24 protein-coding genes are annotated in these 22662 nt (G+C 61.0%); 7 read left to right on the top strand and 17 right to left on the bottom strand.

Features of this window, described 5'->3' with window-relative positions:
- Positions 1-19: 19 nt before the first annotated feature.
- The 9 genes from KI614_RS10705 to KI614_RS10665 form a co-directional block, all read right to left on the bottom strand.
- The gene (locus KI614_RS10705) at positions 20-709 is read right to left on the bottom strand and encodes an electron transport complex subunit E (RefSeq protein ID WP_226405622.1); all 690 of its coding nucleotides are present in this window, start codon (positions 707-709) and stop codon (positions 20-22) included.
- A complete protein-coding gene (rsxG, locus tag KI614_RS10700; RefSeq protein WP_226405620.1) occupies positions 706-1383 on the bottom strand; it encodes an electron transport complex subunit RsxG in 678 nt (225 codons plus the stop codon). The genes KI614_RS10705 and rsxG overlap by 4 nt, the downstream gene beginning before the upstream one ends.
- Positions 1380-2399, bottom strand: a complete 1020-nt coding sequence (locus KI614_RS10695) for an RnfABCDGE type electron transport complex subunit D (protein ID WP_226405618.1) — start codon at positions 2397-2399, stop codon at positions 1380-1382. The genes rsxG and KI614_RS10695 overlap by 4 nt, the downstream gene beginning before the upstream one ends.
- Complete coding sequence (gene rsxC / locus KI614_RS10690) at positions 2396-4147, bottom strand: electron transport complex subunit RsxC (RefSeq protein WP_226405616.1); 1752 nt, start codon at positions 4145-4147, stop codon at positions 2396-2398. The genes KI614_RS10695 and rsxC overlap by 4 nt, the downstream gene beginning before the upstream one ends.
- On the bottom strand, positions 4147-4707 hold the full coding sequence (rsxB, locus tag KI614_RS10685) for an electron transport complex subunit RsxB (RefSeq protein ID WP_413464145.1): 561 nt from the start codon (positions 4705-4707) through the stop codon (positions 4147-4149). Before rsxB ends, rsxC begins: the two co-directional genes overlap by 1 nt.
- Positions 4707-5291 carry an electron transport complex subunit RsxA gene (gene rsxA / locus KI614_RS10680; RefSeq protein ID WP_226405613.1) on the bottom strand — a complete coding sequence of 195 codons (585 nt, stop codon included), beginning with the start codon at positions 5289-5291 and terminating at the stop codon, positions 4707-4709. Before rsxA ends, rsxB begins: the two co-directional genes overlap by 1 nt.
- A 73-nt stretch (positions 5292-5364) precedes the next feature.
- Positions 5365-6408, bottom strand: a complete 1044-nt coding sequence (locus tag KI614_RS10675; protein ID WP_226405611.1) for a quinone-dependent dihydroorotate dehydrogenase — start codon at positions 6406-6408, stop codon at positions 5365-5367.
- Between the two features lie 52 nt (positions 6409-6460).
- A complete protein-coding gene (locus KI614_RS10670) occupies positions 6461-6787 on the bottom strand; it encodes an AzlD domain-containing protein (RefSeq protein ID WP_226405609.1) in 327 nt (108 codons plus the stop codon).
- Positions 6784-7488 carry an AzlC family ABC transporter permease gene (locus KI614_RS10665; protein WP_226405606.1) on the bottom strand — a complete coding sequence of 235 codons (705 nt, stop codon included), beginning with the start codon at positions 7486-7488 and terminating at the stop codon, positions 6784-6786. The genes KI614_RS10670 and KI614_RS10665 overlap by 4 nt, the downstream gene beginning before the upstream one ends.
- 245 nt (positions 7489-7733) lie before the next feature.
- Here KI614_RS10665 and KI614_RS10660 point away from each other — a divergent pair, with 245 nt between their 5' ends.
- The 6 genes from KI614_RS10660 (at position 7734) to KI614_RS10635 (ending at position 14119) form a co-directional block, all read left to right on the top strand.
- Positions 7734-8243, top strand: coding sequence for an ankyrin repeat domain-containing protein (locus KI614_RS10660; RefSeq protein ID WP_226405604.1), 510 nt, complete (start codon positions 7734-7736; stop codon positions 8241-8243).
- A 160-nt stretch (positions 8244-8403) separates the two neighbouring features.
- Entirely contained in the window at positions 8404-9543 is a 1140-nt protein-coding gene (locus KI614_RS10655; RefSeq protein ID WP_226405590.1) for an ABC transporter substrate-binding protein, read from the top strand.
- Positions 9544-9607: 64 nt separating this feature from the next.
- The gene (locus KI614_RS10650) at positions 9608-11008 is read left to right on the top strand and encodes a TolC family protein (RefSeq protein ID WP_226405587.1); all 1401 of its coding nucleotides are present in this window, start codon (positions 9608-9610) and stop codon (positions 11006-11008) included.
- Positions 11005-12207 (top strand): efflux RND transporter periplasmic adaptor subunit, encoded by a 1203-nt coding sequence (locus tag KI614_RS10645; protein ID WP_226405585.1) that lies wholly within the window; start codon positions 11005-11007, stop codon positions 12205-12207. The genes KI614_RS10650 and KI614_RS10645 overlap by 4 nt, the downstream gene beginning before the upstream one ends.
- Entirely contained in the window at positions 12207-12905 is a 699-nt protein-coding gene (locus KI614_RS10640) for an ABC transporter ATP-binding protein (protein WP_226405583.1), read from the top strand. The genes KI614_RS10645 and KI614_RS10640 overlap by 1 nt, the downstream gene beginning before the upstream one ends.
- Positions 12899-14119, top strand: coding sequence for an ABC transporter permease (locus KI614_RS10635; protein ID WP_203467041.1), 1221 nt, complete (start codon positions 12899-12901; stop codon positions 14117-14119). The genes KI614_RS10640 and KI614_RS10635 overlap by 7 nt, the downstream gene beginning before the upstream one ends.
- Here the strand turns inward: KI614_RS10635 and KI614_RS10630 are convergent, their stop codons facing one another.
- The 7 genes from KI614_RS10630 to KI614_RS10600 form a co-directional block, all read right to left on the bottom strand.
- Complete coding sequence (locus KI614_RS10630) at positions 14120-15430, bottom strand: EAL and HDOD domain-containing protein (protein ID WP_226405581.1); 1311 nt, start codon at positions 15428-15430, stop codon at positions 14120-14122.
- Between the two features lie 156 nt (positions 15431-15586).
- Positions 15587-16555 (bottom strand): CapA family protein, encoded by a 969-nt coding sequence (locus KI614_RS10625; RefSeq protein WP_226405580.1) that lies wholly within the window; start codon positions 16553-16555, stop codon positions 15587-15589.
- The gene (locus KI614_RS10620) at positions 16552-16959 is read right to left on the bottom strand and encodes a hypothetical protein (RefSeq protein ID WP_226405579.1); all 408 of its coding nucleotides are present in this window, start codon (positions 16957-16959) and stop codon (positions 16552-16554) included. The genes KI614_RS10625 and KI614_RS10620 overlap by 4 nt, the downstream gene beginning before the upstream one ends.
- Positions 16943-17629 (bottom strand): YbaY family lipoprotein, encoded by a 687-nt coding sequence (locus KI614_RS10615; RefSeq protein ID WP_226405578.1) that lies wholly within the window; start codon positions 17627-17629, stop codon positions 16943-16945. Before KI614_RS10615 ends, KI614_RS10620 begins: the two co-directional genes overlap by 17 nt.
- Complete coding sequence (locus KI614_RS10610) at positions 17626-18375, bottom strand: arginyltransferase (RefSeq protein ID WP_226405577.1); 750 nt, start codon at positions 18373-18375, stop codon at positions 17626-17628. The genes KI614_RS10615 and KI614_RS10610 overlap by 4 nt, the downstream gene beginning before the upstream one ends.
- Positions 18376-18381: 6 nt before the next feature.
- Complete coding sequence (gene aat / locus KI614_RS10605) at positions 18382-19086, bottom strand: leucyl/phenylalanyl-tRNA--protein transferase (protein WP_226405576.1); 705 nt, start codon at positions 19084-19086, stop codon at positions 18382-18384.
- The gene (locus KI614_RS10600; RefSeq protein ID WP_226405575.1) at positions 19083-20168 is read right to left on the bottom strand and encodes an ABC transporter ATP-binding protein; all 1086 of its coding nucleotides are present in this window, start codon (positions 20166-20168) and stop codon (positions 19083-19085) included. The genes aat and KI614_RS10600 overlap by 4 nt, the downstream gene beginning before the upstream one ends.
- A gap of 148 nt (positions 20169-20316) precedes the next feature.
- Here KI614_RS10600 and KI614_RS10595 point away from each other — a divergent pair, with 148 nt between their 5' ends.
- Positions 20317-21954, top strand: a complete 1638-nt coding sequence (locus KI614_RS10595) for an ABC transporter permease (protein WP_226405574.1) — start codon at positions 20317-20319, stop codon at positions 21952-21954.
- 1 nt (position 21955) lies between these two features.
- On the opposite strand, the gene KI614_RS10590 is transcribed toward KI614_RS10595, so the two are convergent.
- On the bottom strand, positions 21956-22582 hold the full coding sequence (locus KI614_RS10590) for an ankyrin repeat domain-containing protein (RefSeq protein WP_226405573.1): 627 nt from the start codon (positions 22580-22582) through the stop codon (positions 21956-21958).
- Positions 22583-22662: the final 80 nt, after the last annotated feature.

The following is a 22662-nucleotide window of genomic DNA, read 5'->3' as shown; positions in this document are numbered from 1 at the left end:
CTGATTCGTTTCGCCGCGCTCAGTGGCAACCGGCGGTGCTGACCGGTGCCGGCTGCGTCAGTGCAGCCCGGGCGGCGGCACGGGCATCCATCCAGTTCTTCCAGGCAATCATGCAGCCGAGCAGGATGAAGGCGCCCGGCGGGAGCAGAGCGAGCAAAAAGCCGGGGTAGCTTTCCGGCAAGACCTGGATCGGATGCAGGCTGGGGAAAACCATGTCGATGCCGCCGAGTATCGTGCCATTTCCCAGGAATTCGCGGATGGCGCCGAGCAAACCCAGCGTCCACAGCATGCCGACTCCCATGAAAACACCGTCGAAAGTGGATTGCAGCGGCGGGTTCTTGGCGGCGAAGGCTTCGACGCGGGCCAGAACGATGCAGTTGGTGACGATAAGCGGAATGAAAATGCCGAGCACCAGGTAAAGCTCGTGCAAATTGGCATTGAATAGCAGGTCGACCACGGTAACTAGCGCAGCCACGATCAGGATGAAGACCGGAATGCGGATTTCGTGGGGAATCAGGTTGCGCAGGCTGGCGATGGCGAAGCCGGAGAGGGCCATGACCAGAATGGTGGCGAGCGACAGCATGATGCCATTTACGGCATTCGTGGTCGTGGCCAGCAAGGGGCAAAGCCCCAGAATCTGGGCAATCGAAGTGTTCTGCTTCCAGATGCCGTTACCGGCAATTGTCTTGAATTCGTCGCGGGTGATCATTTGGCAGCTCCGGTATTGCTGGCCGAATCGGCAAACAGTCGGTCACGATGGGCATCGACCCACTGGACGGCTTTCAGTACGGCTTTGGTCACGGCACGCGGTGTCACCGTGGCACCTGCGTAATAATCGATCCGGCCGCCGTCTTTTTTGACTTTCCATTCCTTGTCGCTGACATCGGCCAGCGACATGCCGAGGAATTGGGTAATCCACGGGCGGCTCTTGTTCTTGTCTTTCTTGACCTCGACGTAATCGCCTAGCCCCGGCGTTTCCTTGTGTTGCGTGACGCGTACGCCTGCCACTTTGCCATCGGCTCGAACGGCCATGATCAAGCGGACCTTGCCGGCATAACCGTCCGGTGCCACGGCTTCGAAAACCAGCGCGACCGGTTGGCCGGCACGGCGGGCGCGATAGAGCGTTGTCATTTCGCTCAGCCCCAGTTCGCTGGTTGCGGGCAGGGCAAGTGTGTCGTCGAGCAGGGCGTTGTCGTATTCAGTGCGCGGCAGCACTTCGTCCACCAGGCGCATCTTTTCTTCGGCGGCTGAGGCTTCGATTGCCGGCTTGGTCCACAGGTAGGCTCCGGAGAGCAGGCCGGTAAAAATGATGACGAAAATAAACAGGATACCGGCCGTGCGAAGTGCCATGCCGGTGGCGCTGAATTCCTTGGCGGCGCTCATGACTTGTCCTTCATGCCGAAAATCGCAGGCTGGGTCAGCAGGTCGATAACCGGCGCACAAAGATTGAGCAGCAGTACGGCAAAGGCCACGCCATCCGGATAGCCGCCAAAGACGCGGATGATGTAGGCCAGCAGACCGGCACCGGCAGCAAAAATCAGCTTGCCGCGAGGTGTCGTGCAGCCGGAAACCGGATCGGTGGCGATGAAAAAGGCACCCAGCATGCTGCCGCCTGACAGCAGATGGAAGATCGGGCTGGCGAACTGGCTCGGATCGTAGACCCAGAGCGCGCCGGAGATGGCCAGAATGGCGCCGATGAAAGCCGTCGGTACATGCCAGCTAATCAGCTTGCGATGCCACATCCAGAGACCGCCGATCAGGTAGCCTGTCGCAACCCATTCCCAGCCGCGACCGGCCAGTTGTCCATAGATTTCGCTGTTGGCCATCAGGTGGCTGACGCTGCTTGTGCCTTCGGCCAGCTTGAGACCGGTTTTCATCGCATCAAGCGGCGTGGCTCCTGAGAGTGCATCGAGGCGTGGACTGAAACCGAAAATGACCTTGCATTGCTCGATAAATGAAGCATCGAGCCCGGCCGGGGGCCATTGCGACATCAGTGCCGGGAAGGCGACGATACACACGGCAAAGGCGATCATCGCCGGGTTGAATGGATTCTGGCCAAGGCCGCCATACAGTTGCTTGGCGACCACAATGGCGAAGGCGGTACCAGTGACGATCAGCCACCAGGGCGCCAGCGGCGGGAAAGCCAGGGCAATCAGCCAGGCGGTGACGATGGCCGAGCCGTCGGCCAGGAAAAGGCCGAGGGGTTTGCCCTGCAGGCGCAGCATCAGGCCTTCGGCAAGCAGTGCGGTGAGCGAGGCGAGCAGCAGTTGAATCAGGATGGCCGGGCCGATCAGCCAGACATAGGCGGCAATGCCCGGCAGCAGTGCGAGGCAGACCTGGGTCATGACCTTGCTGACGCTGACGTCCTTGAGCAAATAGGGAGCGGGGGCGAACATCATTCGGCTTTCTCGCTGCCCGGTGCGGCGGCATCCTGCGATTCAGGTGCGAGCACGCTACGGCGCGATTCAATATCATCAATGGCGTGTTGCTGTGCAGCAGTCAGCGCCTCGGTATTTTTGGGCTGGACCGCTTCGCGCTGCGCCTTGGCACGAGCCATGGCGGCAGCGATCGCGGCCTTTTTGGCCTCTTTTTCGGCGTCGACCGCAACGGTTTGGGTGGGAGCTTCGGTGCTCGCTACGCTTGCCGCTTGTTCCGTTCCGGCAGATTCGGCGCTGACGGCTGCCGCCGCCGCAGCTTCGGCCGCCTTCTTGGCTGCTTGGGCGGCGGCCGCCTTGGCCAGCTTTTCGGCCTTTTCCGCCTTTTCGCGCTCTTCGCGCAACTGCTTGAACTCGAAGCGCGTCTTGGCCGTGTCAGCCGCTTTCTTCTCGCGTTCGCGGGCCCAGATTTCGCTCTTGGCAAAACGGAAATATTGAACGAGCGGGATGCGTGACGGGCAGACGAAGGAGCAGCAGCCGCATTCGATGCAGTCGAAGATGTGATATTCCTGCGTCTTGCCGAAATTCTTGGCGCGCGAGAACCAGTACATCTCGAACGGCTGGAGTTCGTGCGGGCAGGCTTCGGCGCACGAGCCGCAGCGTATGCACGGCATTTCCGGCGCCTTGGGCGGGAACAGCTTTGTCGAATGGGCGATCAGGCAGTTGGTCGCCTTGACCACCGGGGCGCTGCCATTCGGCACCATGAAGCCCATCATCGGGCCGCCCATGACGATGCCGTCAGTGTCCGGCTTCGGGCCGGCCAGGGCGAGCAGTTCGTCCATCGGCGTGCCGATCAGCACTTCGTAATTGCGCGGTTCGCCGACATTGCCGGTCAGCGTGACCAGACGGGAGACAACCGGCTCGCCGTGGGCGATGGCACGCCAGGCGGTATAGGCCGTGGCGACATTGAAGCACTGTACGCCGAGATCAGTCGACCGCTTGCTGGCCGGGACTTCCTTGCCGGTCAGTACGCGGATCAGTTGTTTTGCGCCGCCGGCCGGGTAGAGCGTCGGCACGGGGACAACCAAAAACGACTCGCCGAGCGCGTCGACCGCAGCACGCATGGCGGCAGCGGCTTCTGGCTTGTTGTCCTCGATGCCGATCAACACTTTTTTCGGTTGCAGCAGGTCGCGGAAGATACCGATGCCGCGCACGACTTCCTCGGCACGTTCGCGCATCAGCAGGTCGTCGCAGGTGATGAAGGGCTCGCACTCGGCGCCGTTGATCACCATTTCTTCCATTTCAACCGTCTTTGACGCGGTCAACTTGCCGTGGGTCGGGAAAACCGCGCCACCCAGGCCGACAACGCCGGCTTGCTGCAGGCGTTCGCGGACTTCCTCGGGTTTCAGTGCCTTGTAATCAAGCGTTTCGCGGGTAATCCATTCGTCCTTACCGTCCGGTTCGATGACGACGCACATGGCATCCAGGCCCGACGGGTGTGGCTGGACATGCATGGCGACTTCGAGCACGGTCCCCGAGGTCGGGGCATGCACGGCAGAAGAAATCCAGCCATCGGCTTCACCGATCAACTGGCCCTTGAGCACCTTGTCGCCAGCCTGTACCACTGGCTGAGGCATGCCGCCAATGCTCTGGTGCAAAGGCACGATCAGCCGCGAGGGCAGCGGCGCCTGGGCGATTGGCAGTGTCAGCGACTGGGTCTTGTTGGTTGGCGGCTTGACGCCACCCTTGAATTTGAAAAGATTCATCAGCATCAGGCGGCTTCCTTGACCGGTGCTGCCTTGATTTCAACGACCGGATATTTCCACTTCCAGTTGTCGATGTTTTCGGTAATCACTTGCATATTGATGCACTCGACCGGGCAGGGCGGCAGACACAGTTCGCAGCCGGTACATTGCGCGGCAATGATGATGTGCATCTGCTTGGCGGCACCGACGATGGCATCGACCGGGCAGGCCTGGATGCACAGCGTACAGCCGATGCAGGTGTTTTCATCGATCACCGCAACGGCTTTCGGCTTCTCCTCGGCATCAAGCGGCTTGGCTTCACGACCGAGCAAATCGGCCAGGCGCTGGACGCCTTCGACGCCACCTGGCGGGCACTTGTTGATCTCGTCGCCATTGGCGATGGCTTCGGCGTAAGGCTTGCAACCCGGATAGCCGCACTGGCCGCATTGGGTTTGCGGCAAGATGGCTTCGATTTTTTCAACCAGCGGGTCGCCTTCGACCTTGAACTTGATCGAGGCAAAGCCGAGCGCCGCGCCCAGTACGACGGCCCCGAGGGCCATGATGGCAATAGCGAGGACGATATCCATTATTGGTACTTGTCCAGTCCGGCAAAACCCATGAAGGCCAGCGCCATCAGCCCGGCAGTGACCATGGCGATGGCGACGCCACGGAAATAGAGCGGGACGTCGGCCCCTTCGATCCGCTCGCGGATGCCGGCGAAGAGGATCAGGACCAGCGAGAAGCCAACGGCACTGCCGGCGCCGAACAGCAGCGAGTCGATGAAGTTGTAGCCGTTCGAGATATTGAGCAGCGGCACACCCAGCACGGCGCAGTTGGTCGTGATCAGGGGCAGATAGATGCCCAGTGTCTGCTGCAGCGCCGGCGAGGTCTTGGCGATGACCATTTCGGTCAGCTGGACGATGGCGGCGATGGTGACGATGAAGGACAGCGTGCGCAGATATTCCAGCCCGAACGGCATCAACAGGTAGTGATCGATGATGTAGCTGGCGCCGGTCGCCATGGTCAGCACGAAGGTCGTCGCGGCCCCCATGCCGTAGGCGGTTTCCAGCTTTTTGGAAACGCCCATGAAGGGGCAAAGACCGAGAATCTTCACCAGAACGACGTTGTTGACCAACACCGCCCCGACGAGGATGAATAAGTAGTGGCTCATGTTTTTCTAAGGCTCGAGGCCCGGAATTATCGGGCTTTGCTGGAATGCAAACAACCGCGACAAAGTTATGGGCTTATACGGATTTCTTCATGATATTAGCCAATGTATCCGCCACCTCGCTGACCAGATCCGGCCCGCGATAGATGAAACCACTGTAGAACTGAACCAGGCTTGCTCCGGCACGGATTTTCTCGGCCGCATCTTCGCCGCCCAGAATGCCGCCGACGCCGATGATCGGCAGTTCGCCGGCCAGCGCGGTCGACAGTTTTTTCAGCACATCGGTCGATTTGCGGAAAACCGGCGCACCGGACAGGCCACCGGCTTCATTGCCGTTCTGCATACCGTCGACGCCGTCGCGCGATAAGGTTGTATTGGTCGCAATCACGCCATCCATCCGGTGCCGGCGCAAGGCATCGGCGATTGCGGTGATTTGGGTGTCGTCGAGATCGGGCGCGATCTTCAAGGCCATCGGCACGTATTTGCCGTGCTGTTCGGCCAGTTGTTCCTGCTTGGCCTTCAACTGGGCGAGCAGATCGTCCAGCGCATCATCCTTCTGCAACTCGCGCAGGTTCTTGGTGTTCGGGGAAGAGATATTCACCGTCATGTAGCTGGCGTCGTTGTAAACTTTTTCCAGGCAGATCAGGTAATCCTCAGCCGCCTTTTCGATGGGCGTGGTCGCATTCTTGCCGATGTTGATGCCGAGAATGCCGCCCTTTTTCGGGAATTCAGCCGCCCGGACGTTTTCCAGCAGTTTGTCGACGCCGGCATTGTTGAAGCCCATGCGATTGATGATGCCCTGGGCTTCCGGGATGCGGAACAGGCGCGGGCGCGGGTTGCCATCCTGCGGCCGTGGGGTGATCGTGCCGATTTCAAGGAAGCCGAAACCCAGCTTGGCCAGTCCGTCGATGTGGTCGCCGTTCTTGTCCAGCCCGGCGGCCAGACCGACCGGGTTCGGAAAACGCAGGCCCATGACGTCGACCGGGCAGGGGGCGACAGGCTTGGCGAGCAGGCCGGCAAGGCCGCTGGCATTGAGAAGATCGACACCACTCATGCCGATACCGTGGGCGGTTTCGGCGTCGAGTGCGAAAAAGAATTTGCGGATGAGGGGATAGAGCATAGTGGGCGCGATTTTACCGCATTGCAGCAATTTCTGGCCGTAATAATCCCGCTTAAAGCCCTAATCCAAAGCGTAAACCGAGCAAAACAGTCATTCCGGCAATGAAGGGCAGCCAGGGGTTGCGCCACAAGACGCTTGCTGTAACCGCGGCGCAGCCGGCGGCGAGTTTGGGGTTGAATACCTGTAATTCGTTACCGACGACCAGCAGGTCGGGAACCACGATCGCCGCGAGGGCGGCCGCCGGGGCATAGCGCAGGGCGCGCTGGACAACGCCGGGCAGGGTGACCCGATTGCCGAGGACGATGAAGCTGGCGCGAGGAAGTGTTGTGGCTAGGCCGATCAAAATGAAAACCAGCCACAGCGAGGTGTCGAAATTCATGGCTGCTTGTTCCTGTGTTCGATGTTTTCCGCGGCAAAACCGGCAGCAATGCCGGCGCAGATGCCGACAATCACGCCGAGTCGCAAAGGCAGGTTGCGTAGTAATGTCGCGCTGGTTCCGCCAATAATTGCGGCGATCAGCATCGGGCGGACACGGGCCATCGGCACGAGCAGTACGATCAGCGCAATGTTTGCCATGAATTCAAGCGACCATTGGCGGGGAATGTAGGCTGCCGCAAGAATGCCGATCAGTGCGAAAACTTGCCAGAGTAGCCATGACCAGGCTGCGGGTGCCAGAAAGTAGCCAAGTCGCCAGCGTGGATCGTCGTTGTGCAGCATTTTGTCGAGGCAGACGGCGAATACCCCGTCGGTCAGCAGATGGCCGGCCAGCCAGCGTTCGGCCAGCCGGGTGCCGCGAAAACCCGGGGCAATGGCTGCGCTGAAGATGACGAATCGCAAATTGAGTGCCAGCGCGGTCATGATGATCAGCCAGATCGGTGCTTCGGCGGCGATCAGCGGCAATGTGCCGAGTTGGGCGGTGCCGGCGAAGACAATCACATTCATGCCCATCGCCTGGAGCGGGCTGAATCCTGTACTGATCATCGCCATGCCCATGACCAGCGCCCATGGTACGAGGCCGACCGAGAGCGGCAAAAAAGCCGCAAAACCTTCACGGGCGCCTGTGCGGAAACTCGATGTCACCGTTGTCCTTGCTTGTTCAAAGGCGTGACAGCATACAGTGAGGTGGGGGCGGGGTGAAACAGCGTTGGACGGCATCTTGAACTTTTGTCCGGTCGACCGTGTCCGACAGCCTGAAATGCATGATCTCGAAGCAAACCCTACAAGGCTTTACATCATGTCACCGGCGCGCTACAGACCATCGGTCCGCGGTCGCGGTATCATTCGAACTATAACGAAATGATTAGCCACCAGCTTCCCGACACACCATGACTGCACAACTCTTACTCATCAAGGCAATTCGCACCGGCCAGCTCAAGGAAGTTTGCAGGCTGCTTGACGCCGGTACGCCGGTCGAGATGGATGATGGTCACGGGGATTCCGGTTTGCCGATGGGCATTGCCTGCTTCATGGGGCATGTCGATATCGTGCGCGAACTGGCCAAACGGGGCGCCAAGGTCAATCTGGTCGATAACGATCTGGCAACGTCGCCGCTCAGCATGGCCATGCGCGGCAGCCGGACGGAGGTTGTCCGGACGCTGATCGAACTGGGGGCCAAGGTGCCGGTTGGCGCCGTTACCGGTCTGACTGAGCATGAGATCATGCTAGCCCAGTGGAAGGCTTTCCGTGACGGACACACTCAGGAAAGCAGCGAAGCTGATCATGGTGCATTTGAAGCCGAACCGGTCTTTGAGGAAATCGATGCCGTGCGCTGCATCGGGACCGATACGATGGTGCTTGAGGCCGACGCACTGCGGGCTGCAACCAAAATGCGCTGAAACTTAGCCACGGCAGGGGCCTTCCTTGCCGGCTTTGTCGTTTGCATGACAATCTGACCCGCCAGGTCGGGCTAAAGTCATTCTGCCGTGGGGGTTCCCCGGCGCTAAAAAAGAATGCACCGGCGATCAGGCCAAGGTGCGCATCCCTCGGAGAATCTGCATGAAAATGAATTGGCGCGCCCTGGCCGGGCTGCTGTTTTCCTGTCTGGTCTTGTTGCCTTTGTCGAGTGCAAGGGCGCAGCAAGGCGGGACGATCAAATTGGGTCAATCCGTTCCGTTGACCGGAGCACTCGCCGAACTCGGTACGGAATACCGCGACGGTGCGCTGGCTTATTTTAATTGGGTGAATAGCAAGGGCGGCGTGCATGGTCGGCGGATTGAACTGCTGGCGATGGATGATGCTTACGTCGTCGAGCGGTCGCTTGAAAACGCCCGCCGGCTACTTGATAAAGACGGTGTGCTCGCTTTTTTCGGGATGTTCGGCAGTGCCAATTACGCCGCCGTGCAGCCCTTGGTCAATGAACGCGGCGTTCCGTCGTTGGCGCCCTACACCGGCTCGGACGAACTGCGCGCCCAGCCTTCGCCGACCACATTCTGGCTGCGTGCCAGTTATGGCGACGAAAGTGAAAAAATCATCGATCAGCTGACCACGCTGGGCATCGACCGGATTGCCGTGTTTTACCAGAATGACGCTTTTGGCAAGGCGGGTCTGGCCGGGGTCGAGAATGCGCTGAAAAAGCGCGGACTGAAACTGCGTGGCAGCGGCGTCTACGACAAGACGAAAAATGATGTGACCGAGGCGGTCAAGGCGATTGCTGCGGTCAACCCGCAGGCGGTCGTGATGATCAGTACCTACAAACCGACGGCTGCTTTCGTCAAGCAAATGCGCCAGACCGGGCAGGTTCCCCAGTTTTTCGCCTTGTCCGTGGTTGGTTTCAAGGCGCTGCAGGCCGAACTGGGTAATGAAGTGGTCGGTGTCGCCATCTCACAGGTCGTGCCTTATCCCTGGAGTAGTACCAAGCCGGTGGTGCGTGAGTTTTTGGCATTGCCCAAGGAGTTCCAGCCGGCGGCGGGGGCGACTTACACAACGCTTGAAGGTTATCTGGCGGCCAAGGTCATGGTTGAGGCATTGCAGCGAGCCGGCCCACAACTGAATCGGGAAAAGCTGCTGGCTGCGCTCGATGGTATGCGGCCTTATGACTCCGGTGGTTTTACGGTCAATTACAACGGCAAGGATCGCCTGGGCTCGCGTTTTGTCGAAGTGACGATTGTGGGTAACGGTGGTCGTCTGATGCGCTGAAAAGAGGCGTTCGGAAACAATTGCTCACAGTTTTCGTCACACATGGGCGGTTAAACTAGCGCCCATGCCGAAATTCCTGCATCGAACGCTCGCTTTCTTCTGCTGTCTGGCCACGCCCGTTTGGGCGGGTGGCCTGGCTGATCCCTTTTCGACCGATGCGGCCTTGCCGCTCCGGCCATCACCCGGCCTGTCTGCCCGCGTTGGCGAAGCGCCTTGTGCCACAGCGATTCCGGCGAACGCTCTGAATGCGATCGATGCGGTCGACCTGGCCTTGTGCAATCATCCGCAGACGCGCGAAATCTGGGCCGCCGCCCGCGTTCAGGCGGCACTGCTGGGCGTTGCCCAGTCAGCCTGGTTGCCTGATCTCGATGGCCGTTTGAGCGGCGTTCGCAATTACACCGAACAACGCAATTACAACCAGAGCAATGCTGCATTGACGCTTTCCTGGTTGCTGTTCGATTTTGGCCAGCGTTCGGCCAATATTGAAAATGCCCGGCAATTGCTCAGCGCAGCCGCTTCCACCCAGAACTCGACGATCCAGTCCCTGTTTCTTGCGGCGTTGCAGACTTATTACACGGCGCAGGCCACTCGTGCGGCGGTTGTTGCGACCGGCGAGGCCGAGCGTGCGGCGCGTGAGAGTTTTGCCGCCGCCGAGGCGCGTTACCAGGCTGGTGTCGCGACGCCAGCCGATCGTTTGCAGGCGCAGACCGCGTTGTCGCAGGCCCGGCTCAACCGGATCAAGGCGGAAGGCGACGCACGCAATGCCTTGGGGGCGCTGGCCAATGCGATGGGCTTCGATGCGCAGCAGAAAATTCAACTGGCTGATGTGCCGCCCACTTTGCCCGAAGCGGCTTTTCAGCAGGATATCGACGCGCTGATTGCGGAAGCCCGTGCGCGTCGGCCGGACTTGCAGGCTGCCGAGGCCCAGTTCAAGGCGGCCGAAGCCGGTGTCGAGCTGGCCCGGGCGCAAGGCCGACCGAGCGTCACCCTGTCTACCGGGCCGACCTGGCAGGATGTCGGCGGCGTCGTGACCAACGCCGGTAATCTGGGTGTCACGGTCAACGTGCCGATTTTCTCCGGATTCGAAACGACTTACCGTGTCCGTTCGGCCGCGGCCCAGGTCGACCTCAAGGCGGCGCAGCGCGACCGCATTCGGTCCCAGGTGGCACTCGACGTCTGGCGTGCCTACCAGAGTCTGAACACGGCAACCGAAAGCCTCAAGACAACGGCCGATCTGGTGGCCAGCGCCGAGCAGTCCGAGCGGGTTGCACTGGGGCGCTACAAAGCCGGTGTCGGCACGGTGCTCGATTTGCTGACGGCGCAAAGTGCGCTGGCCAGCGCCCGTCTGCAACGCATCCAGGCCGGGCTCGACTGGCATGTTTACCGCGCCACGCTGGCCCAGTCGGTCGGCGCACTTGATTACACACTGCTGCAAGCTCCAGCCGCAGTGGAAGGAAGACCATGAAACGGATAGGCAAGATTCTCGTAGGTACGACCGTGATCGCCGGCTTGATCGGTGGCGGCCTGTGGTACTCGAAGCAGCGTGAAGCGCAGAACCCGGAGCAGCGTTATAAGCTGGCGACGATCGACAAGGGCGAGGTGACCCAGACCGTTTCGGCCAACGGCACGCTCAATCCGGTCGTACTGGTCAGTGTCGGCACGCAGGTCTCCGGCACCGTCAAGAAGCTGTACGTCGATTTCAACGACAAGGTCAAGGAAGGCCAGCCGCTGCTCGAACTGGATGCCGCCTTGCTGACGGCGCAGGCCCGCCAGAGCGAAGCCAATCTGGCCAGCGCCAATGCAGCGCTGGAGTTGGCGCAGGCCAATGAGGCGCGGATCAAGGCGCTGTTTGCCCAGGAGTACGTCTCGAAACAGGAGTACGACCAAACTCGTCAGGCGCTCAAATCGGCCACGGCACAACTTGCCCAGGCCAAGGCGCAGCTCGACAAGGATCGGGTCAATCTCGGCAACACCACCATCCGCTCGCCGGTTTCCGGCGTGGTGGTCGATCGCGTGGTCGATCTCGGCCAGACGGTTGCAGCCAGCTTCCAGACGCCGGTGCTGATCAAGATTGCCCAGGATCTGACCGAAATGCGCATCGACACCAGTTTTGCCGAAGCCGACATCGGCAACCTGCGCGAAGGCCAGAAGGCGCGTTTCACGGTCGACGCCTTTCCGAACCGCAATTTCAGCGGCGAAGTGCAGCAGATCCGGCTCAATCCGACCAACCAGCAAAATGTCGTCACCTACAACGTTCGCGTTACTGTGGCTAACCCCGAATTGGTCCTGCTGCCGGGCATGACGGCCTACGTCAATATCGGCACGGCACGCAAGGAAGGCGTCCTGCTCGTGCCGAATGCAGCCTTGCGTTTCAAGCCGGCCGAGGCGTCGGAAAAGAGCGCTGAAAATGCCGGAAAGCCGGCGTCGACCGCAGCACCTGCTGCCCCCGGCGAGAAAAAAGGCAAGAAGCGCGATGGCCAGAGTGGCACGGTCTACGTGCTTTCCGGCGACGAAATCAAAGCGGTCAGCGTGCAGGTCGGCATTACCGATAATCGCAATACCGAGGTGGTCGGCGGCGACTTGAAGGCGGGTGATCGAGTGGTGACCGGTGAAAATGCGGCGGGCAAGAAAGCAGCGTCCAGCGTCGGCATGAGAATGTTCTGATGAGCGAGTCGGTTATCCGCGTCGCCGGGCTGGGGAAATCCTATGCCACGGCGGCCGGCCTGTTTCCTGCCTTGCGTGGCGTTGATCTCGATATCCGGCGAGGCGAATACATTGCCATCATGGGACCATCCGGCTCGGGCAAATCGACTTTCATGAACCTGCTCGGCTGTCTCGACACGCCGACGACCGGCGACTATTTCCTGGCTGGCGAAAATGTCGCCCGGATGGAGAAGGATGCCTTGGCCCAACTGCGCAATCGGACCCTGGGTTTCGTTTTTCAGGGCTTCAATCTGCTACCGCGCATGACTTTGCAGGACAACGTCGCCCTACCGCTGGTCTATGCCGGGATGGATGTCGATACCCGGCGTCGCGCCGCCCGCGAGTTGCTCGACAAGGTGGGCCTCGGCAAATACGCCGATTCCCTGCCGGCGCGTATTTCCGGCGGCCAACAGCAGCGTGTTGCGATTGCTCGGGCGCTGGTCAACAAACCGCGCCTGATTCTGGCTGATGAGCCGACCGGCAATCTCGACAGCCATACCAGCGAGGAAATCATGCGCCTGTTCGGCGAACTCAACGCCGAAGGCATCACCATCGTGCTGGTCACGCATGAGCCGGATATTGCCGCCCATGCCAAGCGCCAGGTGCGTTTTCTTGATGGCCTGCTGGTCAGCGATCAACTGACGGAGGCGACATGCTGAAGGCGATGCTCGGCGAAGCCTGGATGGCGATGGGCGCCAATCGTCTGCGCACGGCGCTGACCATGCTCGGTATGGTGATCGGCGTCGGCGCTGTGGTGATCATGATGGCCATCGGGCAGGGCGCCCAGTACGCCGTGCAACAGACAATCAGCACGATGGGCTCGAATCTGTTCATCGTCCTTTCCGGCTCGTTTACCGCCGCCGGCGTGCGCAGCGGCTCGGCCGGGGCGCCAACGATCAATGTCGCCGATGCCGATGCGATTGCCGAACTCGATGGCATCGCCAATGTCGCGCCGACGCATCAGGGCACACGGCAACTGGTTTACGGTTCGCAGAACTGGAGCACGCAGGTGATCGGCACGACGCCGCCTTATCTTGAGGCGCGCGCCTGGAATATCGTTAACGGCGCAGCTTTTGGCGATTCCGATGTGCGTGCCGCAACCCGCGTCGCGCTGATCGGCAAGACTGTGGCTGAAAACCTGTTTGTTGACGATGATCCGGTCGGCAAGACCATCCGCATCCAGCAGAATCCTTTCGTCGTGATCGGCGTGCTCGGCAGCAAGGGGCAGAACCTGGACGGCCGGGATCAGGACGATACGGTGATCATTCCGCTGACCACGGCCCAGCGCAAGGTGTTCGGTACGCCGTTCCTCGGTTCGGTGCGCATGATCATGGTCCAGGCGGAATCCTCTGAAGCCTTGCCGCTGGCCGAGAAATCGGTCGAGTCGCTGCTTCGTCAGCGGCACCGGCTGCGTGAAGGCATGCCGAATGATTTCTTCACACGCAACCTGTCGGCGGCGGCTGAGTCGGAAGCAGAAACAACGCGCACGATGTCCATCCTGCTCGGCGCCATTGCCTCGATTTCGCTGCTCGTCGGCGGCATCGGGATCATGAACATCATGCTTGTTTCGGTCACCGAACGGACGCGTGAAATCGGTATCCGGATGGCGATCGGTGCCCGTCAGAAAGATATCCTGACGCAGTTTTTGCTCGAAGCGATCATGATTTCACTGGCCGGTTGCCTGCTCGGCCTGTTGCTTGGTATTGGCGGCGCGCTGCTGGTCAATGCGACGACCGGCATGGTCATCGTTGTTTCCGGCAGTTCGGCGCTGGTCGCCTTCGCCGTTGCCGCCGGGGTCGGTGTGTTCTTCGGTTACTACCCGGCGCGCAAGGCGGCGCAGCTCGATCCGATCGAGGCGCTGCGCTACCAATAATCAGCCGTTGCCGACTTCGCTCGTCGCCCAGGTCATTGCTTCGCGGTAATAGTCGAGCAATTCGGTCGGGCTGATCCGGATCGACGTGGCCAGAACGATGGCCTGGTCGAGCCGGCAGCGTTCCAGCGCCAGCGCCAGTTGCAGCGGCCTGGCGTAGGGGCCTTCGCCGCGCAGCAAGGCATCGGCGACCGTTTCCGGCAGGCGCATCTTTTCGAGAATCTGGCTCATCGGCAGGCCGAGCAGGCTTTCGAGGATGGACAGCAGGCCGACGAGGAACATTTCATCCGATTTCTGCGGGTCGGCATTGCCGGCCACCTGCTTGAGGAAAGCGGCGCGGCACAGGGCGAAAACCATCAAGGTCTGGTCGCGTCCGCTGTTGGCATCGACATGCAGCAGGGCGATGGCTAGCCAGCGATAGAGGGCGTCGCGGCCGAGCAGCATGATTGCTTCTTCGAGATTGGCAACCTTGCGCGGCAGGCCGTAAAGCGGCGAGTTGGCCATGTCGAGCAGCTTGACGACGACCGCCGGGTCGCGCATGGCGGTGGTTGCCAGGTCGGCCAGATCGACGTCGCTGCGCAACTGGTTGAGCATTTCGATGACGACCAGCCGGCTTTCGCTGATTGGCCCGGCAGCAGCCTCTTCATCGCGCGTTGCGGCAAAACTGCCGAGGCAGAAATCGAAACCGAGCGACAGGCAGAGCCGGTGTTCGGCCCAGGTGTGTACGTTATCGGCGGCCATCAGCAGACCGGGTTTGCGCTGGCGCAGTGTTTTGACCGTTTTTTCCAGCGCGGCGAGGGAGGCGGTCTGAAAATCGAACAGCAGGACATCGGCTTGTCCGGCCAGACTCAAATCGGCATCGTTTCGCAGGTCGACCGCAAGACGTGCGCCGGCGGCACGAATGCTGGCGACCAATGCGTCGCGCGCAGGGGCATCGAGTTGGCCGAGGTCGTCGATCAGGAAACAACTGCGGCGCTGGATCAGGCTGCGGAAATCGACGGCCTGCCATTGCGCCACTGTCAGGGGAATGATCACCAGGCGCTGTTCGGCAAAGCGCGCGACTTGCTCGCGCTCGAGTGCCTGGCGCAATGCACTGGCTTCGATCGGACGATCGGCGACCAGTGAGCGGGGGCGGAGCAGGTAGCCTGAAATCTTCGATTGTCCATCGACCATTTCACCCCAGCCGATGAAGATCAGCGCTGCGCCTTGCGGTGCCTGGGCTGCGGCCGCCGGTGCAACCGGGCGCGGGCTTGGCGCGGCGGCGGCTTTTTTATCGTCCGAGAAAAAACCGAAGAGGCGCTTGAAAAAACTCATTGGGCGGAAATTTCCTGGGCAATCGAGAGCGGCAAGGGGGCTGAAGGTCGTTCAGCGAATGCCAAATGATACCGCGGGGCGATGCACAAAAGTAGTGCGGAGATCTGCCATCGCACCGGTGTTGCCGCGGGTGGTTACGCTCATCGAATGATTCCCTTACGGGGTCTGGCATTCGAGCAGTTCGGCTGCGCCGCCGCGTCCGCAGGGCGTGAAGGCCCCTGAAACCGGGTGCGGCGTTCCGTTTTCATCCATTTCTGCGAGCAGCGTTTCCCAGAACAGCAGGCCGGTTTTGTCGAATTTCAGGCGCAACAACCAGCCGCGTCGGGCGGCCGGCAGATCGAAGCCATCGAAAACGAAATTGCCCAGGCTGTAGATGATCGGTTTGCCCTGATAAATCTCGGCGCCCTGCGTGACGTGCGGGTGGCCGCCGACGACCAGGCTGGCGCCAGCGTCGATCATCTTGCGGGCCAGGGTTTTCTGGCGCTGGTCGGGCAGCGGTTCGCGTTCCCAGCCCCAGTGCATGAAAGGAATGACGTGGTCGGCACCGGCAGCTTTGGCAGCCCGGATGTCGGTGACGACCTGATCATCCTCGCTCCAGGCAATGCCCGGCCAGTCGGCGCCGGCTTCGAAGGTGCGTGGCTTGAATTCGTTGTAGCTGAGCACGGCAATTTTCAGGCCCTTGCGCTCGATCCACAGCGGCGCGTGGGCTTCACTCAGGTTACGGCCGCCGCCAAAGTGGGCGATGCCAGCCTGGTCGAGGTGGTGCAGGGTTTCGAGGAAGGCGTCGCGGCCGTAATCGCCGGAGTGGTTGTTGGCCAGCGCCACGGCATCGAAACGACCTTGCAGGACGCGGGTGACCGATGGCTGGGCGCGGAAGCTGTAAATCTTGTTATCGAAGGCCTGGCCGCTTTCGGCGATCGGGCATTCGAGATTGCCGATCCGGTAATCGGCCTCGCGCAGGATGTCGGAGAAGGGGAGTAGCGGGTCGCCACCGTCGGCGATCAGTCGGCCCGGTCCATCGTCAAGCATCAGGTCGCCGGCGAAAGTCAGGCTGAGCGGTTCGGCCTGCAGGTTGCAGGCAAAGAGCAGGGCGAATGTCGCGGTCAATCGGCGAAAATGGCTCATTTTCCGGCTCCCGGCTTGAATTCGCACCAGTATTGCAGTTCGCCGTCGCGCATCGGCTCGTAGACGAAATTCAGGCCGCTGAAGCCGTAGACCGGGAGATTGACCGGCGGATAGAGGTGGCTGGCCTGATGGATCAGTTGCGGGCCGCTGTCGCGGTCGGCATAGGTGTACAGCTTGATGCCCGACACATCGGTAGGTTCATCGCGGACTACGATGCGAAAGAGGAAGAATGAGCCGATGGCGACCGGGGCCACTTGATACGGTGAGGCGACCGGCTGTGCTTCGATCGTCCGCATTTCACCGCCGTAGGTGACATGGCAGGCAACGCCAGCCGCTGCGGCGGGCAGGGCCGGCAGCAGCAGGGCGGCGAGCAGCACGCTGCCCGGTTTAACGGCGCGGGCCACGAGCGACGGGCTTGAGGCGCATGTCAACCGGATTCGGCTGTCCGTTCGTGAGCGCCGGATAGCTGCGGTCGTTGATGAAGAGCAGCTTGCCCCGGCTTTCGATACGCGCCGAAATGGTGATGCGCGCCCGCTTGCCGATCAGGTCGCGGTCGATGGTTGTCTGGAAGTTGATCGGCACTTGCTGGCCGGCCAGTTCGATACGCTGTTCGGCCAGGGTTCGGGCTGGCGCTCCTGCCCGGGCGGTGTCCTGGATGCGGACAATCAGCACGGCATCCGGCGGCAGGGCGATGCGCTGCAGATAGCTGACGCTGCCGGCGATATCGACGAAACTGCTGGCCGCTACCGGGCTCGGGCTGGCGGCGCCCGGTGGTGGCGTGTTGCCGCGCAGGCAGTCGCGGCGGTTGCCCTTGTCGTCCTCGAACAGGGCGCGCTCTTCCTTGGTGTGCAGGCGTAGCGTTTCGTTGCGGTACAGCGTGCCGGATGCCGCCGGTACTTGCGGCAGGGTGATCGCCTCGTCGGCGAAATGGAGCGTGGCTTGCGGTCGACCGTCGCTGTTGGCGGAAAATGAAATTTCGATATGGCTGCCGTTGTCGCAGGCGTAGGGCAGGCGTTCGTTGTCGGCTGATGCTGCCAGCGGCAGGAGAAGCAGGGCCAGGAGAGCTGATTTCATGCAGGGTCTTCAGTGTTGGGTTGGAGAGGCGACCAGCGACCGTCAATGAGGCCTTCGATCGGCTGGAAACTCGCTTTGTAGGCCATTTTCCGGCTTTCGGCAATCCAGTAGCCGAGGTACAGGTAGGGCAGTCCCAGCGCCTCGCATTGCGCCGCTTGCCAGAGCACGTTGTAGGTGCCGAAACTGGCGTTCGGGATATCCGGGTCAAAAAAGGTGTAGACCGAGGAAAGGCCGTCGTCGAGCACGTCGATCAGGCTGACCATGCGGACTTCGCTGCCTTCGGAAAATTCGATCAGGCGGGTATCGACCCGGCTTTGCAGCAGGAAGTTGGCGTACTGGTCGTGGCTGTCTTGATCCATGCCGCCGCCGGCATGGCGGGCGCTCTGGTAGCGGGCATAAAGGGCGTAATGATCGTCGAACAATTCAAGCGGCAATTCGCGGGCGACCAGATTGGCGTGTCGCTTGAGCGCCCGGCGCTGATTGCGCCTCAGTTGGAGTTCGGCAACCGGCAGGCGGACGGGAACGCAGGCCTGGCAGGCATCGCAATGCGGCCGGTAGGTGAAAATGCCGCTGCGCCGGAACCCCTGGCGGACGAGTGAGCTATAGATTTCGCTGTTGATCAGGTGGGCCGGCGTGGCGACCTGCGAGCGGGCTAAACGCTCAGGCAGATAGCTGCAGTCGTAGGGCGAGGTGGCGTAGAACTGGAGCAGCGAGAAGGGCAGCGCAGCGTCGTCGGGTTGGGCCATGGTCTCCTACCAGTTCAGATTGAGCGACTGGATCGACCAGGCATCGCGGCGGACGGGGGCTGCGGTCAACCGGTGTAAATGGTCGATAAACAGGCTGCGCGGAATTTCCCGGCCGCCGAGTGAGGCCAGATGGTCGGTATACATCTGGCAGTCGATCAACTCGACGCCAAGCGCCGTGAGTTGCCTGATCAGGTGAGCGAAGGCGACCTTCGATGCGTTGCTGCGGCGCGAAAACATCGATTCACCATAGAACATGTGACCGATGGCCAGGCCATAAAGACCGCCAACCAGATCGCCTTCTTCATAGACTTCGACCGAATGGGCCCAGCCGAGTTCATGCAGGCGGATGTAGGCGGCGAGCATCTCTGCTGAAATCCAGGTGCCGTCCTGTCCCGGGCGTGGCGTTTCGGCGCAGCCGCGCATCACTCCGGCAAAGTTGCGGTCGAAATGTACGTCGAAACAGCTGCTGCGCAATATCTTGCGCAGCGAACGGCTGGGCTGGAACTCATCGGGAAACAGCACCATGCGTGGGTCCGGGCTGTACCACAGGGGCTGCCCTTCGACCGTGCCCCAAGGGAAGATTCCCTGAGTGTAGGCGTCGAGCAGGCGGGCCGGGTCGAGCTCGCCTCCCACGGCGAGCAGGCCACCCATATCGCTTCGGGCCGTCTCGACCGGCGGAAAAAGGTCGAGCGAACCGAGAAAGGGAATCATGCGTGCCCGGCGCCTGTGCGCTGGGCCTTGAAGGCAATGACGTGATCGGCATCGAGACGGATGCCGATTTTTTCGCCGAGCGCGTGGTTGTGGTGCGAGGGGACCAGCGACAGTACTTCGGCACCGCTGGCCAGGCGCAAGGTGTACAGGATGTCGGCGCCGCGAAATGCCTTGTGCAGCACTTCGGCCTGGAGCGGGCTGCGATCGTCGTGCACGATGTCATCGGGACGAAGCAGGACGTCGACATCGCAACCATCGCCGCAGTTGGCGCAGGTTTCACTGCACTCGACCGGGATGTCGGAGGTCAGCTTGCCCAGTTCCATGTCGACATTGCTGCCGCCGGCAACCACGCCGGGCAGCAGCACGCCCTGGCCAATGAAATCGGCCACGAAACGATTGGCCGGCCGGTGGTAGAGGTTGTAGGGAACATCCCATTGCTGGATGCGACCTTCGTGCATGACGCCGATTTCGTCGGCCATGGCGAAGGCTTCGTTCTGATCGTGCGTGACGAGTATCGCGGTCGACCCCTCGCGTTTGAGGATTTCGCGTACCTCGACCGACAGGCGTTCGCGCAAACCGACATCAAGGTTGGAAAACGGCTCGTCGAGCAGGATCAGTTCGGGGCGTGGCGCCAGGGCGCGGGCCAGGGCGACGCGTTGTTGCTGGCCACCGGAAAGTTCATGCGGATATTTGTGGCCCTGACCGGAAAGACCGACCGTGGCGAGCAACTGGCGAACACGCAGATGGGTATCTTCTTGCGGCTTTTTGCCCAGACCGAAGGCGACATTCTGTTCGACAGTCAGGTGAGGGAACAGGGCGTAATCCTGGAAAACCATCCCGATTCGGCGCTTCTCCGGGGCAATGCGTTCGCCGGCCTGGCTGACCGTTTCGCCGCGCAGCTTTATCTGGCCGCCGGCAATATCTTCAAAGCCGGCAATGCAGCGGAGCAAAGTCGTCTTGCCGCAGCCGGAAGGTCCGAGGAGGCAGGCGATCTGTCCGGCTTCGAGGCGAAAATCCACACCATTGACAATGGTGTGCTTGCCGTAGCGCTGGACAATGTCATTGAGTTCAAGTTGAGCCATAGCGCTTGATTATAATTCGCATTGAGCGACATCGAATCGCCTGCCGCAACGAAAATCCCGGCATCGCCGAGGGTGGGCCAGGGGCGAATCCGGAGGGGCGGCGGTTAGCTGATTTACGGGGCAACGATTATAATTCGCATTGACCACCATGCGCACCCGGACCTATTCCCCGCTGATCATCATTGCCGCCCTTGTCGCCTTTCTGGCCGGCTTGCCGGTTGCCAGTGTCGGGTTGAACCTTTTTGTCGGCGGCACCAGTTCAACCTGGCTCCATCTTTCCCAGACAGTCTTGCCAGAGTACATCGCCAATTCGCTGTGGCTTTGCCTGGGCGTGGGGAGCGGCGTGGCCTTGATCGGCGTTGCCACCGCCTGGTTGACGGCGATGCACGATTTTCCCGGTCGCCGGTTTTTCGAATGGGCCATGGTTTTGCCGTTGGCGGTGCCGGCCTATGTCATGGCCTATGTCTATACCGATTTCCTGCAGTTTGTCGGCCCGGTCCAGACGGCATTGCGCGAGATTTTTGGCTGGGAGCACGGTGATTACTGGTTTCCCGACATCCGTACCTTACCTGGCGCGGTACTGATGTTTGTCTGCGTGCTTTATCCCTATGTTTATCTGCTGGCCCGTACCGCCTTCATTGAGCGGGCAAGCGGCATGCTCGAAGCTGCCAGGACCCTGGGTATGGGGCCGTGGCGCGCATTTTTTGCCGTTTCCCTGCCGCTGGCCCGACCTGCCATTGTCGCCGGTGTCGCCTTGGCCTTGATGGAAACGCTGGCCGATTACGGGACGGTGGCCTATTTCGCGGTCAACACCTTCACCACCGGTATTTACCGCGCCTGGTTTTCGCTGGGTGATCGTGTCGCAGCGGCTCAGTTGGCGGCCATGCTGCTCGGTTTCGTCCTCTTCCTGTTGATGGCCGAACGCCTTTCGCGCAGCCGTGCGCGCTATCACAACACGACAGCCCGTAATCGTCCGATGGCAGGCGCACGCCTGACCGGCTTCGCGGCGCTGCTGGCTTGGTTGGCTTGTGCCTTGCCGCTGCTTCTCGGTTTTGTCCTGCCGGCCATTTTGCTGCTCAAAATGGCGTTGACCGAAGGCGATGCGCAGTTTGGCGAGCGTTTCCTGATGTTGTCACGCAACAGCTTTCTGCTGGCTGGATGTACGGCCGGAATCGGCGTCCTGATCGCTCTGTTGCTGGCCTATGGCGCACGCCTCTCAAAAGGCGCGTTGGCGAGCGGATTGAATCGCCTGGTCGGGCTGGGCTACGCTGTGCCGGGAGCCGTCATTGCCGTCGGTGTCCTCATTCCGGTGACCCGCCTTGATAACTGGCTGGCCGGGCAATGGCTGTTCTGGTTTGGTCACAATCCGGGATTGCTGCTGACCGGGGGCATCGCGGCGCTGATTTACGCCTATCTCGTCCGCTTCCTTGCCGTGGCACTGCATACCGTCGAGTCGAGCTTGGCCAAAATTACGCCGAGCATGGACGATGCCGCCTGCAGCCTAGGGTTGGGGCAGGGTGAAACCCTGCGTCGGGTGCATGCACCGATGCTGCGTGGCAGCCTTTTTACGGCCGGCTTGCTGGTGTTTGTCGATGTGATGAAGGAGCTGCCGGCAACGCTGGTCATGCGCCCCTTCAATTTCGATACCCTGGCGACTCAAGCCTACACCCTGGCTTCGGATGAACGTCTGGCCGAGGCGTCGACCGCAGCATTGGCGATCGTTGTCGTCGGACTGCTGCCGCTGATTGCGCTGTCGCGTCAGATTTCGGCAACTCGCCGGGGCTGAGTCAGCCTTCGCTCTTGCCTGACTGCCAAAAGTTCGGCTTTGGCGATTCTGCCGGTTTTTCCTGATCTTTTTGTTGGGCCGCTTCCTCGCGCTCGTCATTGAAACGCATCAGGTCCATGGCCAGCAGGTTGGTGTCGGTGCCGTAACAGGAACGCACGTGAACTTCCTCGATGGCACTCTGGATGGCCGAGGTTTCGAATTCGATGATATTCGATTCGGGTTCGCTATTTTTTACTTCATGCACAGGTGAGGCTGGCTGATCCAGCGGCAGATCGACCAGTTCTGGCGTTGATGGCAAGGCCTCGGTCAGGGCTGCGCCATGCATCAGTTCATCGTCGATCACGAGGTCGGATGGGATGCTGGCGCCCTGCTTGATGAGCAATGCGGCAATGGTTCGATGACCGCCGCGCAAGGCCAGGCGAAGTGGCATGCCGGTACCGCTGCTGCCGAGTGCATTGACATTGGCGCCATGCGTCAGCAATTCTCGGATGATCGGCAGGTTGCCTTCGAAACAGGCGGTTCGCAGAGGGAGGCCGCCGAAGCCGTGAATGTCGGCTTCTTCCACATCATCGCCTTCTTCAAGTGCTTCGATGACGCCATTCAGGCTGTTGGCCCGAATGGCTGTCATTAGTTTGCTTGTCTTAAATCCGAGTTTGGCCATCGTTTCGCTTTCATCCCAATGCCTGCGGAGTTTAGGCGATAGTGGCG

It is taken from the genome of Dechloromonas denitrificans, from assembly GCF_020510665.1.
GTDB lineage: Bacteria > Pseudomonadota > Gammaproteobacteria > Burkholderiales > Rhodocyclaceae > Azonexus > Azonexus denitrificans_B.
The sequence above is the reverse complement of the archived record's forward strand: the minus strand, read 5'-3'. Positions and strand labels throughout refer to the sequence as shown.

What these genes read in the sequence shown, in the direction of transcription:
- KI614_RS10705 (WP_226405622.1), bottom strand. Translation starts at nt 709, where the DNA reads ATGATCACCCGCGACGAATTCAAGACAATTGCCGGTAACGGCATCTGG.
- rsxG (WP_226405620.1), bottom strand. Translation starts at nt 1,383, where the DNA reads ATGAGCGCCGCCAAGGAATTCAGCGCCACCGGCATGGCACTTCGCACG.
- KI614_RS10695 (WP_226405618.1), bottom strand. Translation starts at nt 2,399, where the DNA reads ATGATGTTCGCCCCCGCTCCCTATTTGCTCAAGGACGTCAGCGTCAGC.
- rsxC (WP_226405616.1), bottom strand. Translation starts at nt 4,147, where the DNA reads ATGCTGATGAATCTTTTCAAATTCAAGGGTGGCGTCAAGCCGCCAACC.
- rsxB (WP_413464145.1), bottom strand. Translation starts at nt 4,707, where the DNA reads ATGGATATCGTCCTCGCTATTGCCATCATGGCCCTCGGGGCCGTCGTA.
- rsxA (WP_226405613.1), bottom strand. Translation starts at nt 5,291, where the DNA reads ATGAGCCACTACTTATTCATCCTCGTCGGGGCGGTGTTGGTCAACAAC.
- KI614_RS10675 (WP_226405611.1), bottom strand. Translation starts at nt 6,408, where the DNA reads ATGCTCTATCCCCTCATCCGCAAATTCTTTTTCGCACTCGACGCCGAA.
- KI614_RS10670 (WP_226405609.1), bottom strand. Translation starts at nt 6,787, where the DNA reads ATGAATTTCGACACCTCGCTGTGGCTGGTTTTCATTTTGATCGGCCTA.
- KI614_RS10660 (WP_226405604.1), top strand. Translation starts at nt 7,734, where the DNA reads ATGACTGCACAACTCTTACTCATCAAGGCAATTCGCACCGGCCAGCTC.
- KI614_RS10655 (WP_226405590.1), top strand. Translation starts at nt 8,404, where the DNA reads ATGAAAATGAATTGGCGCGCCCTGGCCGGGCTGCTGTTTTCCTGTCTG.
- KI614_RS10650 (WP_226405587.1), top strand. Translation starts at nt 9,608, where the DNA reads ATGCCGAAATTCCTGCATCGAACGCTCGCTTTCTTCTGCTGTCTGGCC.
- KI614_RS10645 (WP_226405585.1), top strand. Translation starts at nt 11,005, where the DNA reads ATGAAACGGATAGGCAAGATTCTCGTAGGTACGACCGTGATCGCCGGC.
- KI614_RS10640 (WP_226405583.1), top strand. Translation starts at nt 12,207, where the DNA reads ATGAGCGAGTCGGTTATCCGCGTCGCCGGGCTGGGGAAATCCTATGCC.
- KI614_RS10635 (WP_203467041.1), top strand. Translation starts at nt 12,899, where the DNA reads ATGCTGAAGGCGATGCTCGGCGAAGCCTGGATGGCGATGGGCGCCAAT.
- KI614_RS10630 (WP_226405581.1), bottom strand. Translation starts at nt 15,430, where the DNA reads ATGAGTTTTTTCAAGCGCCTCTTCGGTTTTTTCTCGGACGATAAAAAA.
- KI614_RS10625 (WP_226405580.1), bottom strand. Translation starts at nt 16,555, where the DNA reads ATGAGCCATTTTCGCCGATTGACCGCGACATTCGCCCTGCTCTTTGCC.
- KI614_RS10615 (WP_226405578.1), bottom strand. Translation starts at nt 17,629, where the DNA reads ATGAAATCAGCTCTCCTGGCCCTGCTTCTCCTGCCGCTGGCAGCATCA.
- KI614_RS10610 (WP_226405577.1), bottom strand. Translation starts at nt 18,375, where the DNA reads ATGGCCCAACCCGACGACGCTGCGCTGCCCTTCTCGCTGCTCCAGTTC.
- aat (WP_226405576.1), bottom strand. Translation starts at nt 19,086, where the DNA reads ATGATTCCCTTTCTCGGTTCGCTCGACCTTTTTCCGCCGGTCGAGACG.
- KI614_RS10600 (WP_226405575.1), bottom strand. Translation starts at nt 20,168, where the DNA reads ATGGCTCAACTTGAACTCAATGACATTGTCCAGCGCTACGGCAAGCAC.
- KI614_RS10595 (WP_226405574.1), top strand. Translation starts at nt 20,317, where the DNA reads ATGCGCACCCGGACCTATTCCCCGCTGATCATCATTGCCGCCCTTGTC.
- KI614_RS10590 (WP_226405573.1), bottom strand. Translation starts at nt 22,582, where the DNA reads ATGACAGCCATTCGGGCCAACAGCCTGAATGGCGTCATCGAAGCACTT.